The following is an 18,260-nucleotide window of genomic DNA, read 5'->3' on the forward strand; positions in this document are numbered from 1 at the left end:
TCATGCGTTTCTTGGCCAGATCTTCAGTGCGCGCGCCAAAAGCTCATCGGAACGCTTCTCGATCGCCGCTTCATCCCATACGGCAACGTCGTGAAGCAGTTGATTAATTGGGAGTAGTGAATGCTTCATCAACTCCGACTTCTTCACGCTCCATTGGCTATTCGAGATCGATGAGTTCAATGCTTGCGTTAAGATGGTTAGATTGCCCAGAGTCTGCAGCGACTGATTGCGTTCACGCGACGCTTCGGCCACCGGATCGTCTACGGCGGCAAACCTCAGCTCCGCCACAGAGAACCCTTTCGAGCCATCAGGCAGCCGCCAATTCTCTTGCCATTGCTGGGGAAGAACATGCTCGACGGATAGCGCGTTCTCGACGGAGACAACCTCGCTTTTTCCGTCCATATAGGTGTCGCTCAAACGCTTCAGAATGTGAACGATCTTTGGGTTGTTGAGGACCTGATAGGCGTGCTGCGTTCGCCATGCCTCAATGAACCTTTCATCAGATGGCCATTCGGTTGAATCACCGGTTTGCTCGCGAAGTAGCCTGGACAGATTCTCAGGCGTAACACCTTCACGCCGTAGTGTCCGCGTCAATCCAAGGAAGACCCGGTTGTAGTTCTTCGTCGTCAGTCCGCAGACCGCTCGGCGCAGAAGATAAGACTCAAGGATCGTCGAGACGGACCGCCACTGCGTTTCATCCATCCCCAGATCCAACATCGTCAAGAGCAACGGGTATGAGGTCCGGACGTCATACGAATCAAGGAACGTGACCAAGCCATAGAGAAGATCATCCTTGCTCGGAGCCATGATGCGGCGGAAGTCGTCACCTTGCCTTGCCAGACAAGCCAGTTCCTCCTCGACGGAAGCAAAAGGCTGCGAGCGGTCAATCCAAAACTTGTATTCAACAAAAAGATGCTTGATGGGGATGTCGGCAGTCAAACGACTAGCAAGGAAATGCTGCAAGAACAAGTCGCTGCGAGGTCTGAGCAGCCGTCCTTGCTTGACCTCGACCCGCCAAAACGGATCGTCGAATCGCGCCCAGAACCGCTTATAGAGAATTTCCTGCGGCTCTCCGCGACGCGCCGCCCGCAGAAAAATGAAATTGCGAAGCAGGTCTGCAGGCAACAGAGGTTCACCGCGTGCGTTGAGTGTCTCGAAAATGACCTGAGCATCATCCCCTTGCTCAAGGTCGATCTCCACGACTTGCAACGCACCCTTGAGAGCTTGAAAGCATTCGTCAACCCGTTGGGCCAGAGGTACGCCACCTGCCAAAGGCGGCTCTGCCATCGTCCCGACGAAGAACTCATCAAACTGCTCGTAGAAGAAGAAATACGCCTCCACCATGCGCGGACGAGGATCGTATTTCTTTGCATAGGGCCGCTTGCGCAGCGGGTGCCTTTTCAGCATCTCTTCACGAGACCCCGCGCTCACGACATCGGAAAATTGCGCCCTATCCAGTTGCGTCGGCCAGACCTTGAACTTGTCGACCTCAGCATCCGCCATCATCCCCTTGTTGAGGGTAAAGCCGGCGCATTCCTTTGCCATGTCGTCACAACCGTGCTCATAGCAGAAGTCTCGAAATGCCGAGAGAAAAATCTGAAGCGTCGTTAGACGTTGCTGCCCATCAATGACTTGACGCTTGCCAACATGGGTCGCCGGCGTCTGTTTCAAGTCAAGCACCATCGCGCCAAGAAAATGAACCGGTGCGTCTTTGCGGCCATCAAGGTAGTCTGTGAATTTTCGCCCGATGTCTTCCCACAGAGGCTCCCAATGCTTCTCACGTTGCCAGATGTACTGGCGCTGAAACAGCGGGACCTCAAGTTGCATCTTCGTCTCAAATAGCGCGAGCAGCGATACGGCGATTGCTTTCATGTATTTTTTAGTTAATGTTCAGACCAGTTTTTTCTATCGGCACGCGCTATCTCAGCGAGAGATCTTGTCAGTCCCTCTCAAATTAAGGCTTGGGTAAAAATTGGCCAAACGTGCTCGACCTGTGGACGCCACGTACGCCGACCCGTTTCACTTCATGCTCGTCATGCCCTAAGTGATCGCAATGGTGTATGAGATCTCGGCATGGCGGCCTGAGTAACCACCCGTCCAATAGAGTAATCTTTGGTTACCTAAATAACATCCCATATTCGCGGGATTCCTCGCCCGAGCACTCGGCGAAATCATCGTAGTTCGAAAAGGCATTCCAACTTCGGGACACCAGATCAAGAAATTAATACTTTTTTATTCTTTTTTGAGGTTGGCCGTGTCTCGCACGCACCTACCCAAATCAGATACTGGCCTGCTGGGGTGAGCGGCGAGAAAACGCGTGCGGATACAGATCGCAGCGGGCATTTGGGCGACTCAAGATTAACTCCTTTAAATTTCGAGGGTTTTGATGTCCGTATCCGCCTCACTTACAGCGCGCGACAGTCCAGCCTGAAACTTGACTCAATAACTCAAGCACCCAAACCACGCAATCGATCGCAGGCGAGTTGATTGAAAGGTTACTTCGGTGCAGTATTGGCGCGATTTTCGGATCCAATAACGCACCGCCAGACGTGAAGCTTGACACAATGGGCCAATCTGAACGTTTTCATAAAATTCGTCGCCTGCTTCAGTCCAAAGACGTTGTGCCGCGTGCAGTGTTGCTGAGAGAGCTAGGAATCTCATTAGCGACGCTTAAACGCGATCTAGAATATCTGAGATCGCGCATGAACTGCCCTATCATCTGGGATGCTGAGCGGCGCGGATATGCAATCGAACGTGATGCACCGGAAAATCAGCCGATCTACGAGCTGCCAGGCTTGTGGTTCAACGCATCTGAGATATATGCGCTGCTTGCTATGCAGCATCTTCTTCGGGATTTACAGCCTGGCCTGCTTGACCCACACATTGCGCCCCTGCAAGCCCGTTTGCGAACTTTGCTCGGGAAAACCGCTCATGCAGCTGAGTCGGTCGAACGTCGCATTAAGCTCATTCATATCGGTACGCGCAAGGTGGAGTTGAAGCACTTCGAACAAGTGGCGCAGGCCCTGCTGGATCGCAAGCGGCTATCCATCACTTACCTGAATAGAGATCGCCGAGAGACCACCACACGAGAGATATCACCGCTCCAGCTTGTTCACTATCGCGAAAACTGGCTGCTGGACGCGTGGTGTCATTTGCGAGAGGGCATCCGGTCCTTCTCGTTAGACGCGATGCAGGAAGTGACCACGGGCACCACGCCTGCCGTAGACGTCTCGGGCGCCGAGATGGCTCAGCACTTCGAGAGTGGTTACGGTATCTTCGCGGGAGTGGCAACCCAGCGGGCCAGAATCAAGTTCACGCCTGAGCGAGCGCAATGGGTTTCCTTGGAAACCTGGCATTCAAATCAAACGAGCGAGATACTGAGTGATGGTAGCTATGTCCTAGAAGTGCCATATTCAAACGACCAGGAGCTGCTAATGGATCTCCTGCGTCATGGGGCTGATGTTGAGGTGTTGGCGCCGGCGACTCTGCGGGAGAAACTGGCGGCAACTCTGGCGCTCGCTGCTAGTAAATATTTGCAGTAGCCGCTAGGTAGCTCACGCTATGAGCCACCACCAGCGAAACAATAGACCTACGTTGGGGAACCGCGCCGCGGAAGCCCGAGAGGAGTGATTGTGCGAGCCAGTTTCACCCGTTCAATTTGCCGAGGAGCCGCTCATGGCCAAGAATGACCCAGTGGGCGACAACGCTCGAAGAGGCGCGGTGAAGAACCGCTCTCAAGTCCTCAATCCAACAACAAACAACTGGACCAAGCGCAATGGCGACAACGGTCAGTTCATGGATCAAAAGCAAGACGGAGCGCCATTCAAAGGCGTTCGCAAGGAAAAAGGAAAGTAGGCTGAAAAATGTCTTCGTACTACATCAACAAGAATCAGCAAGCCAACGGAGATCATGAAGTTCATGTGACCGGTTGCGCCTATCTCCCCTCAGAAAACAACCGAGTCTATCTCGGAGAATTTTCATCGTGCGGACCAGCCGTGAGCGATGCGAAACGCCGCTGGCCCGGCAACAGGATCAACGGCTGCTACTACTGTTGCCGCCCGTGCCACACGTCATAGGAAATTTCAACATGGCTGGATCTGATCGCGTAACTGGGCGAGTCTCTCGCGCAGTTGCGCGATCGACATGGGCGGATCCTCACGATGCAGCATGGCGTGGCAATTGGGACAGACCGGCTTCAGATGGTTGATTGGGTCGACTTGGTACTCTTCGCGGATGTCGGCGAGCTGAATCTCGTGATGAATATGGATGAAGCCAGTGCCAATCGGCCCGTAGCGCTTCTCGAAGTCCAGATCACAAACCCGACAGACGGCACCGTAGTGCTTAATACACGCGTTGCGAGCCCCGAGGTGACGCTCCCAACGTGTAAGTAGCACCTCCAAGGCGGCGCCCTCGACGTACTCGCCGACCGAGATCTCGTTCTGGAAAAAGGCGCCGGGAGGCCTCTCGATTTCGAGCGAAGTCTCGGGCTCCTGCTCACCCTCCGGCGTGGCAACGCCACCCGCTTGAGTCCCGGTCGGCGATTTCTGCTCGCATTCATCGTCCACCTTGATCTCGCAGGGAGACGAGGTCTTCAAAGACGTCGGTGGCGGCAAGCGTGGCATCGCCTCAGAGTTCGCTCGCCAAGTCGTCAAACTTACGGGGTCAGGACCGTCGGTCATCGACCTCTCAGTTCCTGGAAGGTCGGCAACCTCCACGAACGCACGCAGCATGACTGCAGGCTCGCACCCTTTGAAAAATGCCTGCGCTGTCGTTTCGTTTTCTTTCCAGACAAAGACCGCGACGACGGCGCCGTAGACGCGGACCTGTGAGGCGTTGGACGTCAACAGCAAAAACCTCGCGCCGTGTTCCCCGTCGACGGCGTGCCATTCAGTCGTGTGAGTCGTTACGACACGCCATTTGAAGTCATCATGCACCGCGGCAAAGATGATCCTCGGCTTGGAGGAGGCTCTCGCAACCTTTTTCGCCTTCGCTTTAGTCATTTTATTCGCTTAGAACAGCAGCAGTTCCATTTTGATAGCTCTCGCGCAGTCCCTCTGCCTTGTAGCGGGTGACCTCGTGGGCCAGATGTAACTCGACGAACGATCGCGCCGGGCACCACGGGGGCGGTGCTGTTCAGCGTGAAGGTGGACTGAACGGGGACGCGGCGCGGTGCGGCCGTCCGCGAGTCTTCAATCCGTGGTTTACGAGTTCGCCGCCTCCTGAATACCCAGCGTCTCGCCGGCCAGCCAGATGTAGAGATCAATGCGTTCGGACTCGTTCATCTTCTTGTGCCGGGCGGCCACTTCCTCAAACTTGACCAGTACCTCGCCCACGGTGGGATGCACATTCTTCGACAGGTACGTCGGGATCTCGACCCACTTGGGCCCGGCGCCGGTGGCCAGCCATCGCGGGTGGACCCGGAAATAATCGGCAATGATGAACAGGTGAGTCGATTCGATGCCTTTGTTTCGATCCGAAAGCCAGTTGGTGATCGCCGCACGGGTCACCCCGCAGCAGCGGGCGAGGTCGGCCTGCCATCCGCGGCCGATGTCCGTCGTGAATTCCTTCAGGCGCTCGGTGAACGTACTGCTCATCGCGGGCACCCCACCTGCGTCACGGCACTGAGGCTTCTGTCCGGATGACTGTCGGCCGGGCCTTCGCAGACGCCATCGCAAAACACACGGCCTGCTGGTGACGACGCTTACCTAATCAACCTCAAGTTCCATAGCATCGAAGGAGCCACGCGGCGGGAGCGAGCGCCTGGCCGCTTCTTTCTTCCTGTATTGGCAGCGCTTCAGAACATGCCCCCAAACCAGAGTTAGCTGCCCCCATTCGTGCCCCTCAATGCCTCCGGCTCTGAACGGATCAAGCTGGACAAAAATGGATTGCCGAGCAGCGACTCTCCGAGAGAGAATGAAAAAAGCCGGACACCTTTGGATGTGTCCGGCTTCATAGCTGGTCCCGCCGCCAGGAATCGAACCTGTACCCGAGAATGACTGAGGAATGCATCCCCTAAAGAGACTGGTGCGGCTGGCAGGAATTGAACCCACGACCCCTTGGTTCGTAGCCAAGTACTCTATCCAACTGAGCTACAGCCGCGCAGCCTTCAATTATAGCCTGCGCTGAGGCCTGCGCTGAGGCCTGCGCTGAGGCCTGCGCTGAGGCCTGCCCTGGCGTCCTCACGCCGGCGTGCCTGCCACAGAAGTCACGAATCAAACAATCTGAACGCGAACGCATTGGCAACTAGGTATTCCCAGGCAGCCTCCACGCCGGCTTGCAGCCACGCCGAGCATGTATTGACTTGCTGCTTCGTTCTAGACGCTCAAGGATTGGCGTAGACGCCACGTGGCAATGAACTCGCGGCTGCCATTGACCGCGCGTGAGTAAAGCCAAGATGGAGTCAATTTCTCATGCGGCATTTTCCAAATGGGTTTGTGCGCGTGCACGCGCTCGTTGCCGATGAAGATGTACTCGTCACATGCTTCGATGAGTGATGCTTCATCGACGCCGGTCACGCTGCCTCCGGCATGCGGTTGTGCTGGGTCAAAACGATGCGTGACCCAGCACGCAATGACGACGTTGGGTCGATACTTTCTCACGGCAGCGTCCGCATCCAGCGTCTCTACGTTTTTGCCGTAGGGGACCGTCGGTTGACCAATTTGTCCATAGTCGGCCCTGAGTTCCGGATCCTCTTGCTGGCGGTTATCGGTGGCAGGAATAGCCAGTGCCTCGGCAAGGATCCCGTGTCCAGAGCCGATCTCGATGGCGATCCTGCCGTCGATGCGGGATCGCAGGAACTCACAGAGCTCGTCGGTTGGAAAGCTATAGATGCCTTGGCGCACGCCAAACATCAGCCGTTCTTGGGCAGTTGTCTCTTCGAACATGCAAGCAGGAGTGATACGGAGGCGCCCATCGACATCAAGTAGGTGACTCGAGATGTCCCGTACCTTTGCTGGGTCGATGGCAAAAGCGTCCGTGTGGCGATTTCTAACCGCGGTGACAAGCCCATCTTCACCAGGAAAGATGCACCCAGCCGCTTCACTATCGCGGCTTCGCTGGCCCATACTCAAAATCCTGGCATTCGACCTCGCCACGGCAGAACTCAGCGGAAATCCGGGTTCAATAGATCAATGCCAGCGCCCTTGCATTTGATCCACGGCTCGGATGGATGTTCACAGCCATTCCAGGCCGCGAGCGCGGCTTGAGCGTCCGCTCGATGCTCGTAGCAATATCGGCGCTGATAGCCGAGATCATCGATCCCGACAACCACGGCAGTGGTGTAGTTGAACTGCTTCACCGCACACACTTGGTCTTAGAGCACGCAAATGCCTGAATACCCGCTGGCTAAAAGCACCTCCGCAAGCCTGACAACAGCGACGGTCTTGCGTGACAGATGAGGGTGAGACTGGTTTGCAGAAGCGGTGGGGGCATATCACCCCATTGTGATGGGTCTCAGCCAAGGTCTCCTGTGCCACGAAAGATTTGCCGCGCGCTTACGAAGAATCGAAGTCAGATAGGGCGTGCTGCCGGCGCCCCACGCATTGGCACGCACTGCGCCGCCTGAACACAGCATTCCGCCTCGCCACGAAAGTTGCCAGCGAATTCGAGGTCTGCGCTCACCTCTCCAGCTCGCGGCCGATCCAAAATCCGCCCGCCCTGCACAGACGCAGGGCACATTCCCCAAAATTGCGATGCCCCTGTAATCAAAATTCTGGCAACGATCTGGCAACGGCGAAATTTGAAATCTCGTTGCTATAAAATATATAGCAAACAATCGTTATGCGAAAAGGGTAGTTGGTAGGCCGTGATGGGCTTGAACCATCGACCAACGGATTATGAGTCCGCTGCTCTAACCAACTGAGCTAACGGCCCACGCGCCACGATTCTATTCGCGCCGCGGCGCCTATTTGCGGTGGCTCAGCGCATTGCTCACCAGACGCGACGTGATATCGACGATCTGGATCATGCGTTCATAGGGCATGCGGGTCGGCCCGATCACGCCCAGCGTGCCCACGACCTGCCCGTCGACCTCGTAGTTGGCGCTGACGATGGACAGTTCCTCGAACGGCACCACCTTGCTTTCGCCGCCGATGAAGATGCGCACGCCCTCGGCCTTGCTCGACACGTCGAGCAGCCGCATCAGCTGCGCCTTCTGCTCGAAAAGCTCGAAGGCGCGGCGAAGCTGCCCCATGTCGCTGGAAAAGTCGGTCACCGAGAGCAGGTTGCGCTCGCCGGAGATCACCACGTCGTCTTCCTGCGCCTCGGTGAGCACCTCGGAGCTGACCTTCACGGCGGCCTGCATCAGCGCCGCGATCTCGCCGCGCAGCTTCTCGACTTCGGATTGCAGGCGATCGCGCACCTGCTCGATCGTCAGGCCCGCGTAGTTCGCGTTGATGTAGTTGGACGCCTCGACCAGCTGCGACTGCGAATAGTCGGCCTCCGGAAAGATCACCCGGTTCTGCACGTCGCCGTCGGGCGACACGATGATCACAAGCAGGCGCCGGTCCGACAGCCGCAGGAACTCGATCTGCTTGAACACCGAAGCGCGGCGCGGCGCCATCACCACGCCCACGAACTGCGACAGGTTCGACAGCAGGTGCGCCGCGTTGGCGATCACCTTCTGCGGCTGGTCGGGCGCCAGCGCCGGCGGGCTCATCTGCTCGCGCTGGGCGGTGAGCATGGTGTCGACGAACAGGCGGTAGCCGCGATGCGTCGGGATGCGGCCTGCCGAGGTGTGCGGGCTGGCGATCAGCCCCAGTTCCTCGAGGTCCGCCATGACGTTGCGGATGGTCGCGGGCGACAGGTCCAGCCCGGACGAACGCGAGAGCGTGCGGGAGCCGACGGGTTGCCCGTCGGCGATGTAGCGCTCGACGAGCGTCTTGAGCAGCAACTTGGCACGGTCGTCCAGCATTGCAAGATTTTAGTGTTGTAATTTGTGAGATATGACCTCTCGCTTCCGTCACGTCGCCCTCATAGGCAAATACCAGGCTTCCGGCGCCCGCGCGCAGGCGGACGCGCGCGACGGCGTGATGGAAGGCATTGGCGCCTTCCTCGAATCCCAGGGGTGCAAGGTGTTCGTCGAGCGCTCGACCTGCGAGGACGACGCCGACGACGCGCCCGCCCATCCGCGCTACGAGGCCCTGTCGGTCGAGGAAATCGGCCAGCGCTGCGACCTCGGCCTGGTGGTCGGCGGCGACGGCACCATGCTCGGCATCGGCCGGCAGCTCGCCAGCTACGGCATTCCGCTGATCGGCATCAACCGTGGCCGGCTCGGCTTCATCACAGACATTCCGCTCGACAACTACCAGGCCACGCTGATCCCGATGCTGGCCGGCGAATACGAGGAAGACCACCGCAGCCTGATGCACGCGCGGGTCATGCGCGACGGCGCCTCGGTGTTCGACGCGCTGGCCATGAACGACGTGGTCGTCAATCGCGGCGCCACCTCCGGCATGGTGGAGCTGCGCGTGTCGGTCGGCCGGCATTTCGTGGCCAACCAGCGCGCCGACGGCCTGATCATCGCGACGCCCACGGGCTCGACCGCCTACGCGCTGTCGGCCGGCGGGCCGCTGCTGCACCCGGCGGTGCCGGGCTGGGTGCTGGTGCCGATCGCGCCGCACACGCTGTCGAACCGCCCGGTGCTGCTGCCCGATGCCGACGAGATCGTCATCGAGCTGGTGGGCGGGCGCGACGCCAGCGCCAATTTCGACATGCAGTCGCTCGCCTCGCTGGCGATCGGCGACCGCGTGGTGGTGCGCCGCTCCGACTTCCGCGTGCGCTTCCTGCATCCGCGCGGCTGGAGCTATTTCGACACGCTGCGCAAGAAACTTCATTGGAACGAGGGAGGCTCCTGAATGGCGCTGCGACGCATCGCACTGCGCGACTTCGTGATCGTGCGATCACTCGAACTCGACCTGTCCGGCGGCTTCACGGTATTGACCGGTGAAACCGGCGCGGGCAAATCCATCCTGATCGACGCGCTGCAGCTGGCGCTGGGCAACCGCGCCGACGCCGGCGCGGTGCGCGAAGGCGCCGAACGGCTCGACGTGAGCGCCGAATTCGATGCAGATCCGGCCCTGGCCTCCTGGCTCGACGAAGGCGGCTTCGAAGCCGGCGACGCGCTGCTGCTGCGCCGCACCGTCGACCTGCAGGGCCGCAGCCGCGGCTGGATCAACGGCAGCCCGGCCACGGCCACGCAGCTGCGCGAACTCGGCGACCGCCTGCTCGACATCCACGGCCAGCACGCCTGGCAGAGCCTGACCCGGCCCGATGCGGTGCGCGGCCTGCTCGACGCCTATGCGGGCGTGCGCAGCGACGCGCTCGACGCCGCCTGGCATGGCTGGCGGCAGACGCTCTCCGCGCTCGAACATGCGCGCTCGGCGCAAGACTCGCTGCAGCGCGAGCGCGAGCGGCTGCAGTGGCAGATTTCCGAGGTCGCCAAGCTCGCGCCCGGCGTCGACGAATGGGAAGAACTGTCGACCAACCACTCGCGCATTTCCAACGCGCAGGCGCTGATCGACGCGGCGCAGGGCGCCAGCCAGGCGCTGGAAGACGAAGACAACGGCGCGCTCTCCGCGCTCTCGCGCGCGGCCACGCTGCTGAAGAACTGCGAGCACATCGAGCCGGAGTTCCGCAACCTCGGCGAAGTGCTGGCCTCCTGCGTGGCGCAGGCCTCCGACGCGGCCCACTCGCTGCACGGCTACCTTCGCGACGCCGAAGCCGATCCGCAAAGCCTGGCCGAACTGGACGAGCGCATGGGCCTGTGGATGTCGCTCGCGCGCCGCTACAAACGCACGCCGGCCGACCTGCCGGCCTTGCTGGCCGGCTGGCAGGCCGAGCTGCAGGCGCTCGATGCGCAAAGCGATCTCGACGGCCTGGAACGCGCCGAGCAGAGCGCACAGCAGGCCTACATGAAGGAAGCCAGGGCGCTCGGCAAGTCGCGCAAGCAGGCGGCACCGCGGCTCGCGCAGGCCGTCACCGAGGCGATGCAGGGCCTGGGCATGCAGGGCGGGCGCTTCGAAGTCGATCTGCAGCCGCTGGCGCAGCCCGGCCGCGCCGGCCTGGAAGAAGTGGCGTTCCTCGTGGCCGGCCACACCGGCAGCACGCCGCGCGCCATCGGCAAGGTGGCATCGGGCGGCGAGCTTTCGCGCATCGCGCTGGCCATTGCCGTAACGACCAGCCAGCTCGGCACCGCGCAGACGCTGATCTTCGACGAAGTGGATGCCGGCGTCGGCGGTGCCGTCGCCGAGACGGTCGGGCGCCTCATGAAGCAGCTCGGCCGCGACCGCCAGGTGCTCGCCGTCACCCATCTGCCGCAAGTGGCGGCCTGCGCGGACCACCATCTGGTGGTGGCCAAGCGCCAGACCGCGGCGGCCGGCAAGGAAGGCCCGCGCACCGAGAGCGGCGTGTCGCGCCTGGACGAAGACAACCGCGCCAGGGAAATCGCCCGCATGCTGGGCGGCGAGAAGGTTTCGCAGACTTCGCTCGCGCACGCCCGCGAGATGCTGGGCCACAAGACTTCCGCGGCCACGCCATGAACCTCGACCTGGTCCTCATCACGGGCATGTCGGGCTCCGGCAAATCGGTGGCCCTGCATGCGCTGGAAGACGCCGGCTACTACTGCGTCGACAACCTGCCGCCCGAGCTGCTGACGGCGTTCATCGCCCTGCAGCACGAACAGCAGACGCCGCGCGTGGCCATTGCCATGGACGTGCGCAGCGGCGTCTCGCTGCCCATCGTTCCGCAGCAGCTCGATGCGCTGCGGCGCGACGGCGGGATCTCGCTGCGTTCGCTGTTCCTCGACGCCACCACCGACGCGCTGCTGCGCCGCTATTCGGAAACCCGCCGCCGCCATCCGCTTTCGCGCCAGGAAGGCCGCACCGACGTGCCCGAGCAGCATCGCGTGCTGATGCAGGCCATCGAGCTGGAACGCGAACTGCTGGCCGACCTGCGCGATGGTGCCGACGTGATCGACACCAGCCTGATCCGGCCCGCGCAGCTGCAGAGCTACATCAAGTCGCTGATCTCGGCGCCGCAGAGCGCGCTGACGCTGGTGTTCGAGTCGTTCGCCTTCAAGCGCGGCGTGCCGCTGGATGCCGACTATGTGTTCGACGTGCGCATGCTGCCGAACCCGCACTACGTGCCCGCGCTGCGCCCGCTCACGGGACGCGACGAACCGGTGATCGAATGGCTGCGCGAGCACGACGACGTGGCGCGCATGTACGACGACATCGAGCAGTTCCTGTCGCACTGGCTGGATGCGCTGGCGCGCGACCACCGCAGCTACGTGACGGTGGCCATCGGCTGCACCGGCGGGCAGCACCGGTCGGTGTTCCTGGTGGAGCAGCTCGCGCGTTCGTTCGGCGCCCGCTGGGGTGCGCTCAAGCGGCACCGCGAACTCGACGCGAACTGACCACCGGCTCCTATCGGGCCTCGCTGCTTTCCAGCAGCTTGCGCACCGGGGCCGGCAGGCCCAGCCGGCTCCACTCCTGCGCGTCGACCCAGCGCGCGCCTTCGCCGATCGGCTGGGCGCCTTCGAGCAGCACCGGGTGCAGGTGCAGGTCCTTGTGGGTCAGCACGTGCACGAAGGCCGGCATGTCTTGCGTGCCGCGTTGCGCGGCGGGCGGCAGCGCTGCGAGCAGATTGTCTCGGCTGTCGAATACGGGCAGGCAGTGCAGCCCCGCCCATATGCCCTTCGCCGGCCGTTTCTCCAGCCACACGCGGCCCTGCGCATCGCGCGCCAGCAGCAGCCAGAGCGACTGGGCGCTGCGCTTGAGCTTGCGGGTCTTGACGGGGTAGCGCTCGGGCGCGCCCTCGCGCAGGCCCACGCAGCGCTGGTCGACCGGGCAGATCATGCAGCTGGGCTTGCGCGGCAGGCAGACCGTGGCGCCCAGGTCCATGAGCCCCTGCGTGTAGTGGGCGATGGCCTCGCGCTGTTCGGCGGGGGGCAGCAGCTGCGTCGCTAGATCCCACAGCGCGCGCTCCTGCGCAGACGACGACATGTCGCCGCCGAAGCCGAGCACCCGCGTCAGAACGCGCTTCACGTTGCCGTCGAGGATCGCCACGCGCTCGCCGAAGCAGAAGGCGGCAATGGCCGCGGCGGTGGAGCGGCCGATGCCGGGCAGGGTCACGAGTTCCTGCGCCGTGCGCGGGAATTCGCCGCCGAAGCGCGCGACGACGTCCTGCGCGCAGCGGTGCATGTTGCGCGCGCGGCTGTAGTAGCCCAGGCCGCTCCAGAGGCCGAACACCTCGTCTTCGGTTCCGGCGGCCAGCGCCTTCACGTCTGGAAAGCGCTCGAGGAATCGCGCGAAGTAGCCGAGCACCGTCGACACCTGCGTCTGCTGGAGCATCACCTCCGACAGCCAGACGCGGTAGGGGTCGCGGGTGTTCTGCCACGGCAGCTGGCTGCGGCCGTGGCTGCGCTGCCAGGCCACGATCTGCGCGGCGAAGTCGGGGGATTCAGGCAGCACGCAGTTCGCCGGCGACAGCCGCAGACTGCGGCTTTGCCTGCTGGGTGATGAGCGTGGTGAATTCGCGCAGCCGCAGATGAAGCTCGGCCAGGTTGCTTTCTTGCGCGGCGAGCTCCATCAGCCGCTCGTCGAGGTTGCCCGCCGCGCTCTGGATGCGCTCGATGGCCTCGATGCGCTTGCTGAAGTTGCGCCGGCGCTCCTTGAGCTGCGCATCGATCTGCGCGCTCGCGCCCTTGCTCCAGCGCTCGACCTCGGTCATGGCGGCTTCATTCACCAGCCGCAGCCGGCTGGCCAGCGCGCGCACGAGCTTGTCGCAGAAATCGGCCTGCGCGAGCTTCAGCAGGTTACCCACGCCGAGGTAGTGGATGTGGCTGCGCTCGATCTGGCTGAGCTCCTGCTCGAAGCCCGTAAGGTCGGGCTCCGCCGGCGCCTGCAGCGTGAAGCCCTGCTCGGCATTGAGCTGGCGGAAGGTGGCGTGCAGCATCGACTGGATCTCCGCCGTGGTCGCCTGCACTTCGCGCAGGTTGTTGCGCAGCGAGTCGAAGGTCTCCGCGTACACCTTGCGCACGCTGAGCTTCACGCCGGGGCGCTTGAGCGCGGCCGACAGCCGCACCATGTCGGCCTTGAGCGCGGTACGGCCGAGCACGGCATACACCTCGCGCAGCAGCTTGCCCTGCACCGAGCGCAGCGCCAGGATGCGCGTGTTGCTGCCCTCGAACTCGGCGTGCTCCTGGTCGATGCGCGCGCGCATGTGGCGGATCACCGAGACATTCTTGCCGCGCAGCCCCTGCAGCTCGAGCGCCTGCTCGGACAGGTCGCGCTGGCGCACCTTCAGGATGCGTTCGGCCTCGACGCGCAGCGCGCTCATGCCGGCATCGACGGCCAGCCGCAGCATGGTCTCGCGCTTGCCGAGCACGCCTTCGCCCAGCAGCGCTTCGAGCGCGGGCAGGCGGCTGGCGTCGAGCAAGGGCACATCGCGCTGTATCTTGGCCTGCAGGCCCTTCTGCGCGGACACCGGCAGCACTTGCGCCAGCGGCACCTCGAGCAGGCGGGCCGCGCTTTCGCGCTGGCGCTCGATCTGCTGCGCGATCTGCGCGGGCGTGCTCAGCGTGTCCCACATGGTGTCGATCTTGTTGAGCACCACGAAGCGCGTGTTGTTGCCTTCGTCTTCGGTGATCAGGTGCTCGCGCCAGATGGAGAGGTCGGAGCGCGTCACGCCGGTCTCGGCGCCCAGGATGAAGACGACCGCGTGCGCCTGCGGGATCAGGCTCACGGTGAGTTCGGGTTCGGCGCCGATCGCATTCAGGCCGGGGGTGTCGAGAATCACCAGCCCCTGCTCCAGCAGCGGGTGCGGCATGTTGAGCACCGCATGGCGCCAGCGCGGAATTTCGACGCGGCCTTCGGCGTCCTGCACCGGGTTGTCGTCGGGCGTCTCGTCGTCCCAGAAACCCAGCGTGCGCGCTTCGTCCTTGGCGACCCAGCGCACCTCGGCCACCTTGCTCATGGCCTGTGCCAGCTGCTCGGCATTGGCTACGTCGATGGCGATCTCGGTCCAGCGCGTGGGCTTTTCGCGCCAGTGCGCGAGCGAGTGCGGCTCCAGGCGGGTCTCGATGGGCAGCAGCCGCAGCTTGGGCGCAAGCGCGGGGTCGTAGCCCAGCTCGGTCGGGCACATCGTGGTGCGCCCGGCGCTCGCGGGCATGATGCGCCGCCCGTAGCCGGCAAAGAAGATGGCGTTGATCAGTTCCGACTTGCCGCGCGAAAACTCCGCGACGAACGCGACCATGACCTTGCTGGTGCGGATCTGCGTCTCGAGCCCGCGCAGGCGCTCGGCCACCGCCTGGTCGAGCAGCTCGTTCTCGGTCAGCCAGCGGGACAGCCACTGCAGCCGGCGGGCGAAATTGCTTCGCCAGGCGCCGTGCTGATCGAGTTGTCGGTTGAAGGAGCGGCTCAAGAGACAGATGTAAAAAAGAGCTTACAAATATAGCATCGAGAGGTAGGCAGCAACCGTTTTCGGCCCATTTAGCTCGACGGTTACATCCGCTATTTCTGGCAGTTGGGACAGTAATAGGTGGAGCGCTGCCCCTGCCTCAACAGCCGGATGGGCGTTGCGCAGACCCGACAGGGTTCGCCGGCCCGGCCGTAGACGGTCGCCTCGAGCTGGAAATAACCGTTCTGGCCGTCGATGTTGGAGAAATCGCGCAGCGTGCTGCCGCCCTTCTCTACCGCCCTTGCAAGGATCTCGCGCACCGCCGCATGCAGCTTGGCGGCACGCGGCCGGCTGATGCGCGCGGCCGACAGCGTCGGCCGGATGCCGGCCTGGAACAGCGCTTCCGACGCATAGATGTTGCCCACGCCAACCACCACGTCGCCCGCCAGCAGCACCTGCTTGACGGCGGTCTTGCGCTTCTTGAGCCCGGCATGGAAGACGTCGAGGTCGAAGTCTTCGCCCAGCGGCTCCATGCCGAGCCCGCCGAGCAGCTTGATGGCCCAGGGCGCGTCTTCGTTCTCCACATAGACGACGGCGCCGAAGCGGCGCGGGTCATTGAGCCGCAAGGTGCCCAGGTCGGTGACCAGATCGAAATGGTCGTGCGTGCCGGGCGGCGGCAGCACCGCGTCGAAGCGCAGGCTGCCCGACATGCCCAGGTGCAGCAGCAGGATGCCGCGGTCGAGATCGATCAGCAGGTATTTGCCGCGCCGGCGCACCTGGAGCACGCGGCGCCCGACCAGCGCCTCGGGCAGCACCATCAGCGCCCAGCGCAGTGGTTTCCCGATGCGTACCGCGTCGATGCGCGCCCCGGCGATGCGGTCGGCAATGCCGCGCCGGGTGACTTCGACTTCGGGTAATTCAGGCATGAAAAGTAAATCTCCGGCAAATGCCGACGGCGACGAAGCCCCACGCGGCGCACGTTCAAAAGGCTGGATTATTATGGTCGGATGAACCTTCCGCCCCGCCGACACCGCCTTGCGGCGGCCGCGTCTCTCGTCTTACTGGCCTGTGCCGTCCACGCGCAAACCAACGACCCAGCAGCCCCCGACAGCCCCGCTCCCATCATCGAACGGTCCGCGCCACGCAAGCCGGCGGCCAAGCCGCAGCAGACCGTCGTCGCCAAGGCAGCCGCTGCCGCCGAGCCCGCGGCGCAGCCCTCGGCACTGACCGCGGACCTGTTCTACGAAATCTTGATGGGCGAGCTGACGACCCGTTCCGGCGACCCCGGCTCCGGCTACGCATTGGTGCTCGACGCCGCACGCCGGCTGCGCGACGGCAAGCTGTTCCAGCGCGCGGTCGAGATCGCCCTGCAGTCGCGTTCCGGCGATGCGGCACTGGCGGCGGCCCGTGCCTGGCAGGAAACGCTGCCCACTTCCCGCGACGCCCGGCGCGTCGAACTGCAGATCCTGATCGCGCTCAACCGCATCAGCGAAACGACCGAGCTGCTGCGCGCCGAAGTGGCGGCCACCTCGCAGGTCGAACGGCCGCTGCTCATGGCCGTGATCGTGCGCAACTATTCGCGCGCGCCCGACAAGAAGCTGGCCGCCTCGGTGGTCGAGCAGGCCTTGTCCGACGAACTCAAGAACCCGGCCACCGGTGCGCTGGCCTGGGCCACCGTGGGCCGGCTGCGCCTGAACGCGGGCGATGCTTCCGGCGCGCTGGAAGCCGCGCGCAGGGGCCAGGAACTCGATCCCTCGTCCGACGCCCCGGCTGCTCTGGCACTCGAGATGATCGACCCCGGCCAGCCGCTGGCCGAGCCCATCGTCACCCGCTACCTGAACAACAACCCCAAGGCCGCCCCAGACCTGCGCGTGGCCTACGCCCGCGTGCTGGTCGAAAACCGCCGCTTCCCCGATGCCACCGCGCAGCTCCAGGCCCTCACCACGGCCCGGCCCGAACTGGCCGAGCCCTGGCTGCTGCTCGGCAGCCTGCAGATGCAGGCCAAGCAGGACGCGGCCGCCGAGGCCTCGCTCAAGCGCTTCATCGAACTCTCGGGCAACCAGGGCAAGGACGCGGGCGAAGCGGGAGACCGCCGCCGCAGCGTGTCGCAGGCGTACTTTGCACTGGCGCAACTGGCCGAGCGCCGCAAGGACTACGCGGCCGCGGAACGTTGGCTGTCGCGCGTGACCAGCACGGACGACATCGTCGCCGCCCAAACCCGCCGCGCGGCGCTGCTCGCGCAACAGGGCAAGCTGCCGCAGGCGCGCGAACTCATCCGCTCGCTGCCCGAACGCACGGCCGACGACAAGAAGCAGAAGTTCCTCGCCGAGGTGCAGCTGCTGCGCGACGCCAAGCAATACCAGGCGGCCTACGACATGCTGGCCCAGGCTTCCGCGGCCTCGCCGGACGACGCCGACCTCGTCTACGACCAGGCCATGGTCGCCGAGCGCCTCAACCGCCTCGACGACATGGAGCGCCTGCTGCGCCGGCTCATCCAACTCAAGCCCGACAACCAGAATGCGTACAACGCGCTGGGCTATTCGCTCGCCGATCGCAAGATCCGGCTCGACGAAGCACGCACGCTGATCCAGAAGGCGGTGCAGCTGGCGCCGGACGATCCGTTCATCGCCGACAGCCTGGGCTGGGTCGAATTCCGCCTCGGCAACACCACGGAGGCGATCCGCATCCTCGAAGCCGCGTACAAGACACGGCCCGACCCGGAGATCGGTGCGCACTTCGGTGAAGTGCTGTGGAGCAGCGGCCAGAAGGACCGCGCGGTCGCGATCTGGAAAGAAGCCTTGCTGAGCGACTCCGAGAACGAAACCCTGCAGGAAACACTCAAGCGCCTGCGCGTGAAGCCTTGA

15 protein-coding genes and 2 tRNA genes are annotated in these 18,260 nt (G+C 63.2%); 6 read left to right on the forward strand and 11 right to left on the reverse strand.

What is annotated here, in order from left to right:
* Positions 1 to 1,872 (reverse strand): DUF262 domain-containing protein, encoded by a 1,872-nt coding sequence (locus QRN67_RS17940; RefSeq protein ID WP_285412934.1) that lies wholly within the window; start codon positions 1,870 to 1,872, stop codon positions 1 to 3.
* A 677-nt stretch (positions 1,873 to 2,549) separates the two neighbouring features.
* Between QRN67_RS17940 and QRN67_RS17945 the strand changes: the two genes are divergently transcribed.
* On the forward strand, positions 2,550 to 3,542 hold the full coding sequence (locus QRN67_RS17945; protein ID WP_285412935.1) for a helix-turn-helix transcriptional regulator: 993 nt from the start codon (positions 2,550 to 2,552) through the stop codon (positions 3,540 to 3,542).
* Between the two features lie 133 nt (positions 3,543 to 3,675).
* Positions 3,676 to 3,855 (forward strand): hypothetical protein, encoded by a 180-nt coding sequence (locus tag QRN67_RS17950; protein ID WP_285412937.1) that lies wholly within the window; start codon positions 3,676 to 3,678, stop codon positions 3,853 to 3,855.
* Positions 3,856 to 4,082: 227 nt separating this feature from the next.
* Here the strand turns inward: QRN67_RS17950 and QRN67_RS17955 are convergent, their stop codons facing one another.
* The 7 genes from QRN67_RS17955 to hrcA form a co-directional block, all read right to left on the reverse strand.
* Positions 4,083 to 5,000, reverse strand: a complete 918-nt coding sequence (locus QRN67_RS17955; protein WP_285412938.1) for an HNH endonuclease — start codon at positions 4,998 to 5,000, stop codon at positions 4,083 to 4,085.
* A gap of 201 nt (positions 5,001 to 5,201) precedes the next feature.
* The gene (locus QRN67_RS17960) at positions 5,202 to 5,594 is read right to left on the reverse strand and encodes a helix-turn-helix transcriptional regulator (protein ID WP_285412939.1); all 393 of its coding nucleotides are present in this window, start codon (positions 5,592 to 5,594) and stop codon (positions 5,202 to 5,204) included.
* Positions 5,595 to 6,022: 428 nt separating this feature from the next.
* Positions 6,023 to 6,099: transfer RNA gene (locus QRN67_RS17965), tRNA-Arg, on the reverse strand.
* 215 nt (positions 6,100 to 6,314) lie between these two features.
* Positions 6,315 to 6,884 carry a hypothetical protein gene (locus tag QRN67_RS17970; RefSeq protein ID WP_285412940.1) on the reverse strand — a complete coding sequence of 190 codons (570 nt, stop codon included), beginning with the start codon at positions 6,882 to 6,884 and terminating at the stop codon, positions 6,315 to 6,317.
* 218 nt (positions 6,885 to 7,102) lie between these two features.
* Positions 7,103 to 7,297 carry a hypothetical protein gene (locus QRN67_RS17975; protein WP_285412941.1) on the reverse strand — a complete coding sequence of 65 codons (195 nt, stop codon included), beginning with the start codon at positions 7,295 to 7,297 and terminating at the stop codon, positions 7,103 to 7,105.
* Positions 7,298 to 7,795: 498 nt separating this feature from the next.
* A tRNA-Ile gene (locus QRN67_RS17980) sits at positions 7,796 to 7,872 on the reverse strand.
* A gap of 31 nt (positions 7,873 to 7,903) precedes the next feature.
* Entirely contained in the window at positions 7,904 to 8,911 is a 1,008-nt protein-coding gene (hrcA, locus tag QRN67_RS17985; RefSeq protein WP_081269874.1) for a heat-inducible transcriptional repressor HrcA, read from the reverse strand.
* Between the two features lie 31 nt (positions 8,912 to 8,942).
* On the opposite strand from hrcA, the gene QRN67_RS17990 reads away from it, so the two are divergent.
* The 3 genes from QRN67_RS17990 to rapZ are packed head-to-tail and all read left to right on the forward strand — an operon-like array spanning position 8,943 to position 12,412.
* Positions 8,943 to 9,854, forward strand: a complete 912-nt coding sequence (locus tag QRN67_RS17990) for an NAD kinase (protein WP_106936924.1) — start codon at positions 8,943 to 8,945, stop codon at positions 9,852 to 9,854.
* Positions 9,855 to 11,537: a DNA repair protein RecN gene (gene recN / locus QRN67_RS17995; protein ID WP_285412943.1), complete on the forward strand. Its 1,683-nt coding sequence runs from the start codon at positions 9,855 to 9,857 to the stop codon at positions 11,535 to 11,537. It abuts the gene before it with no gap.
* Positions 11,534 to 12,412: an RNase adapter RapZ gene (rapZ, locus tag QRN67_RS18000; protein WP_106936922.1), complete on the forward strand. Its 879-nt coding sequence runs from the start codon at positions 11,534 to 11,536 to the stop codon at positions 12,410 to 12,412. Before recN ends, rapZ begins: the two co-directional genes overlap by 4 nt.
* A gap of 10 nt (positions 12,413 to 12,422) precedes the next feature.
* On the opposite strand, the gene mutY is transcribed toward rapZ, so the two are convergent.
* From mutY to mutM, 3 genes are all read right to left on the reverse strand, one after another.
* A complete protein-coding gene (gene mutY / locus QRN67_RS18005; protein ID WP_503010907.1) occupies positions 12,423 to 13,469 on the reverse strand; it encodes an A/G-specific adenine glycosylase in 1,047 nt (348 codons plus the stop codon).
* Entirely contained in the window at positions 13,459 to 15,420 is a 1,962-nt protein-coding gene (locus tag QRN67_RS18010) for a dynamin family protein (protein WP_285412944.1), read from the reverse strand. Before QRN67_RS18010 ends, mutY begins: the two co-directional genes overlap by 11 nt.
* 89 nt (positions 15,421 to 15,509) lie before the next feature.
* Complete coding sequence (gene mutM / locus QRN67_RS18015; RefSeq protein WP_081269879.1) at positions 15,510 to 16,322, reverse strand: bifunctional DNA-formamidopyrimidine glycosylase/DNA-(apurinic or apyrimidinic site) lyase; 813 nt, start codon at positions 16,320 to 16,322, stop codon at positions 15,510 to 15,512.
* Between the two features lie 81 nt (positions 16,323 to 16,403).
* Here mutM and QRN67_RS18020 point away from each other — a divergent pair, with 81 nt between their 5' ends.
* On the forward strand, positions 16,404 to 18,260 hold the full coding sequence (locus QRN67_RS18020; RefSeq protein WP_285412945.1) for a tetratricopeptide repeat protein: 1,857 nt from the start codon (positions 16,404 to 16,406) through the stop codon (positions 18,258 to 18,260).

The organism is Variovorax sp. efr-133-TYG-130, from assembly GCF_030208835.1.
Lineage (GTDB): Bacteria > Pseudomonadota > Gammaproteobacteria > Burkholderiales > Burkholderiaceae_C > Variovorax.

Bases quoted from the DNA above. Each gene is read 5' to 3' on its own strand.
- QRN67_RS17940 (WP_285412934.1), bottom strand. From the start codon at position 1,872: ATGAAAGCAATCGCCGTATCGCTGCTCGCGCTATTTGAGACGAAGATG.
- QRN67_RS17950 (WP_285412937.1), top strand. From the start codon at position 3,676: ATGGCCAAGAATGACCCAGTGGGCGACAACGCTCGAAGAGGCGCGGTG.
- QRN67_RS17955 (WP_285412938.1), bottom strand. From the start codon at position 5,000: ATGACTAAAGCGAAGGCGAAAAAGGTTGCGAGAGCCTCCTCCAAGCCG.
- QRN67_RS17960 (WP_285412939.1), bottom strand. From the start codon at position 5,594: ATGAGCAGTACGTTCACCGAGCGCCTGAAGGAATTCACGACGGACATC.
- QRN67_RS17970 (WP_285412940.1), bottom strand. From the start codon at position 6,884: ATGTTCGAAGAGACAACTGCCCAAGAACGGCTGATGTTTGGCGTGCGC.
- hrcA (WP_081269874.1), bottom strand. From the start codon at position 8,911: ATGCTGGACGACCGTGCCAAGTTGCTGCTCAAGACGCTCGTCGAGCGC.
- QRN67_RS17990 (WP_106936924.1), top strand. From the start codon at position 8,943: ATGACCTCTCGCTTCCGTCACGTCGCCCTCATAGGCAAATACCAGGCT.
- recN (WP_285412943.1), top strand. From the start codon at position 9,855: ATGGCGCTGCGACGCATCGCACTGCGCGACTTCGTGATCGTGCGATCA.
- rapZ (WP_106936922.1), top strand. From the start codon at position 11,534: ATGAACCTCGACCTGGTCCTCATCACGGGCATGTCGGGCTCCGGCAAA.
- mutM (WP_081269879.1), bottom strand. From the start codon at position 16,322: ATGCCTGAATTACCCGAAGTCGAAGTCACCCGGCGCGGCATTGCCGAC.
- QRN67_RS18020 (WP_285412945.1), top strand. From the start codon at position 16,404: ATGAACCTTCCGCCCCGCCGACACCGCCTTGCGGCGGCCGCGTCTCTC.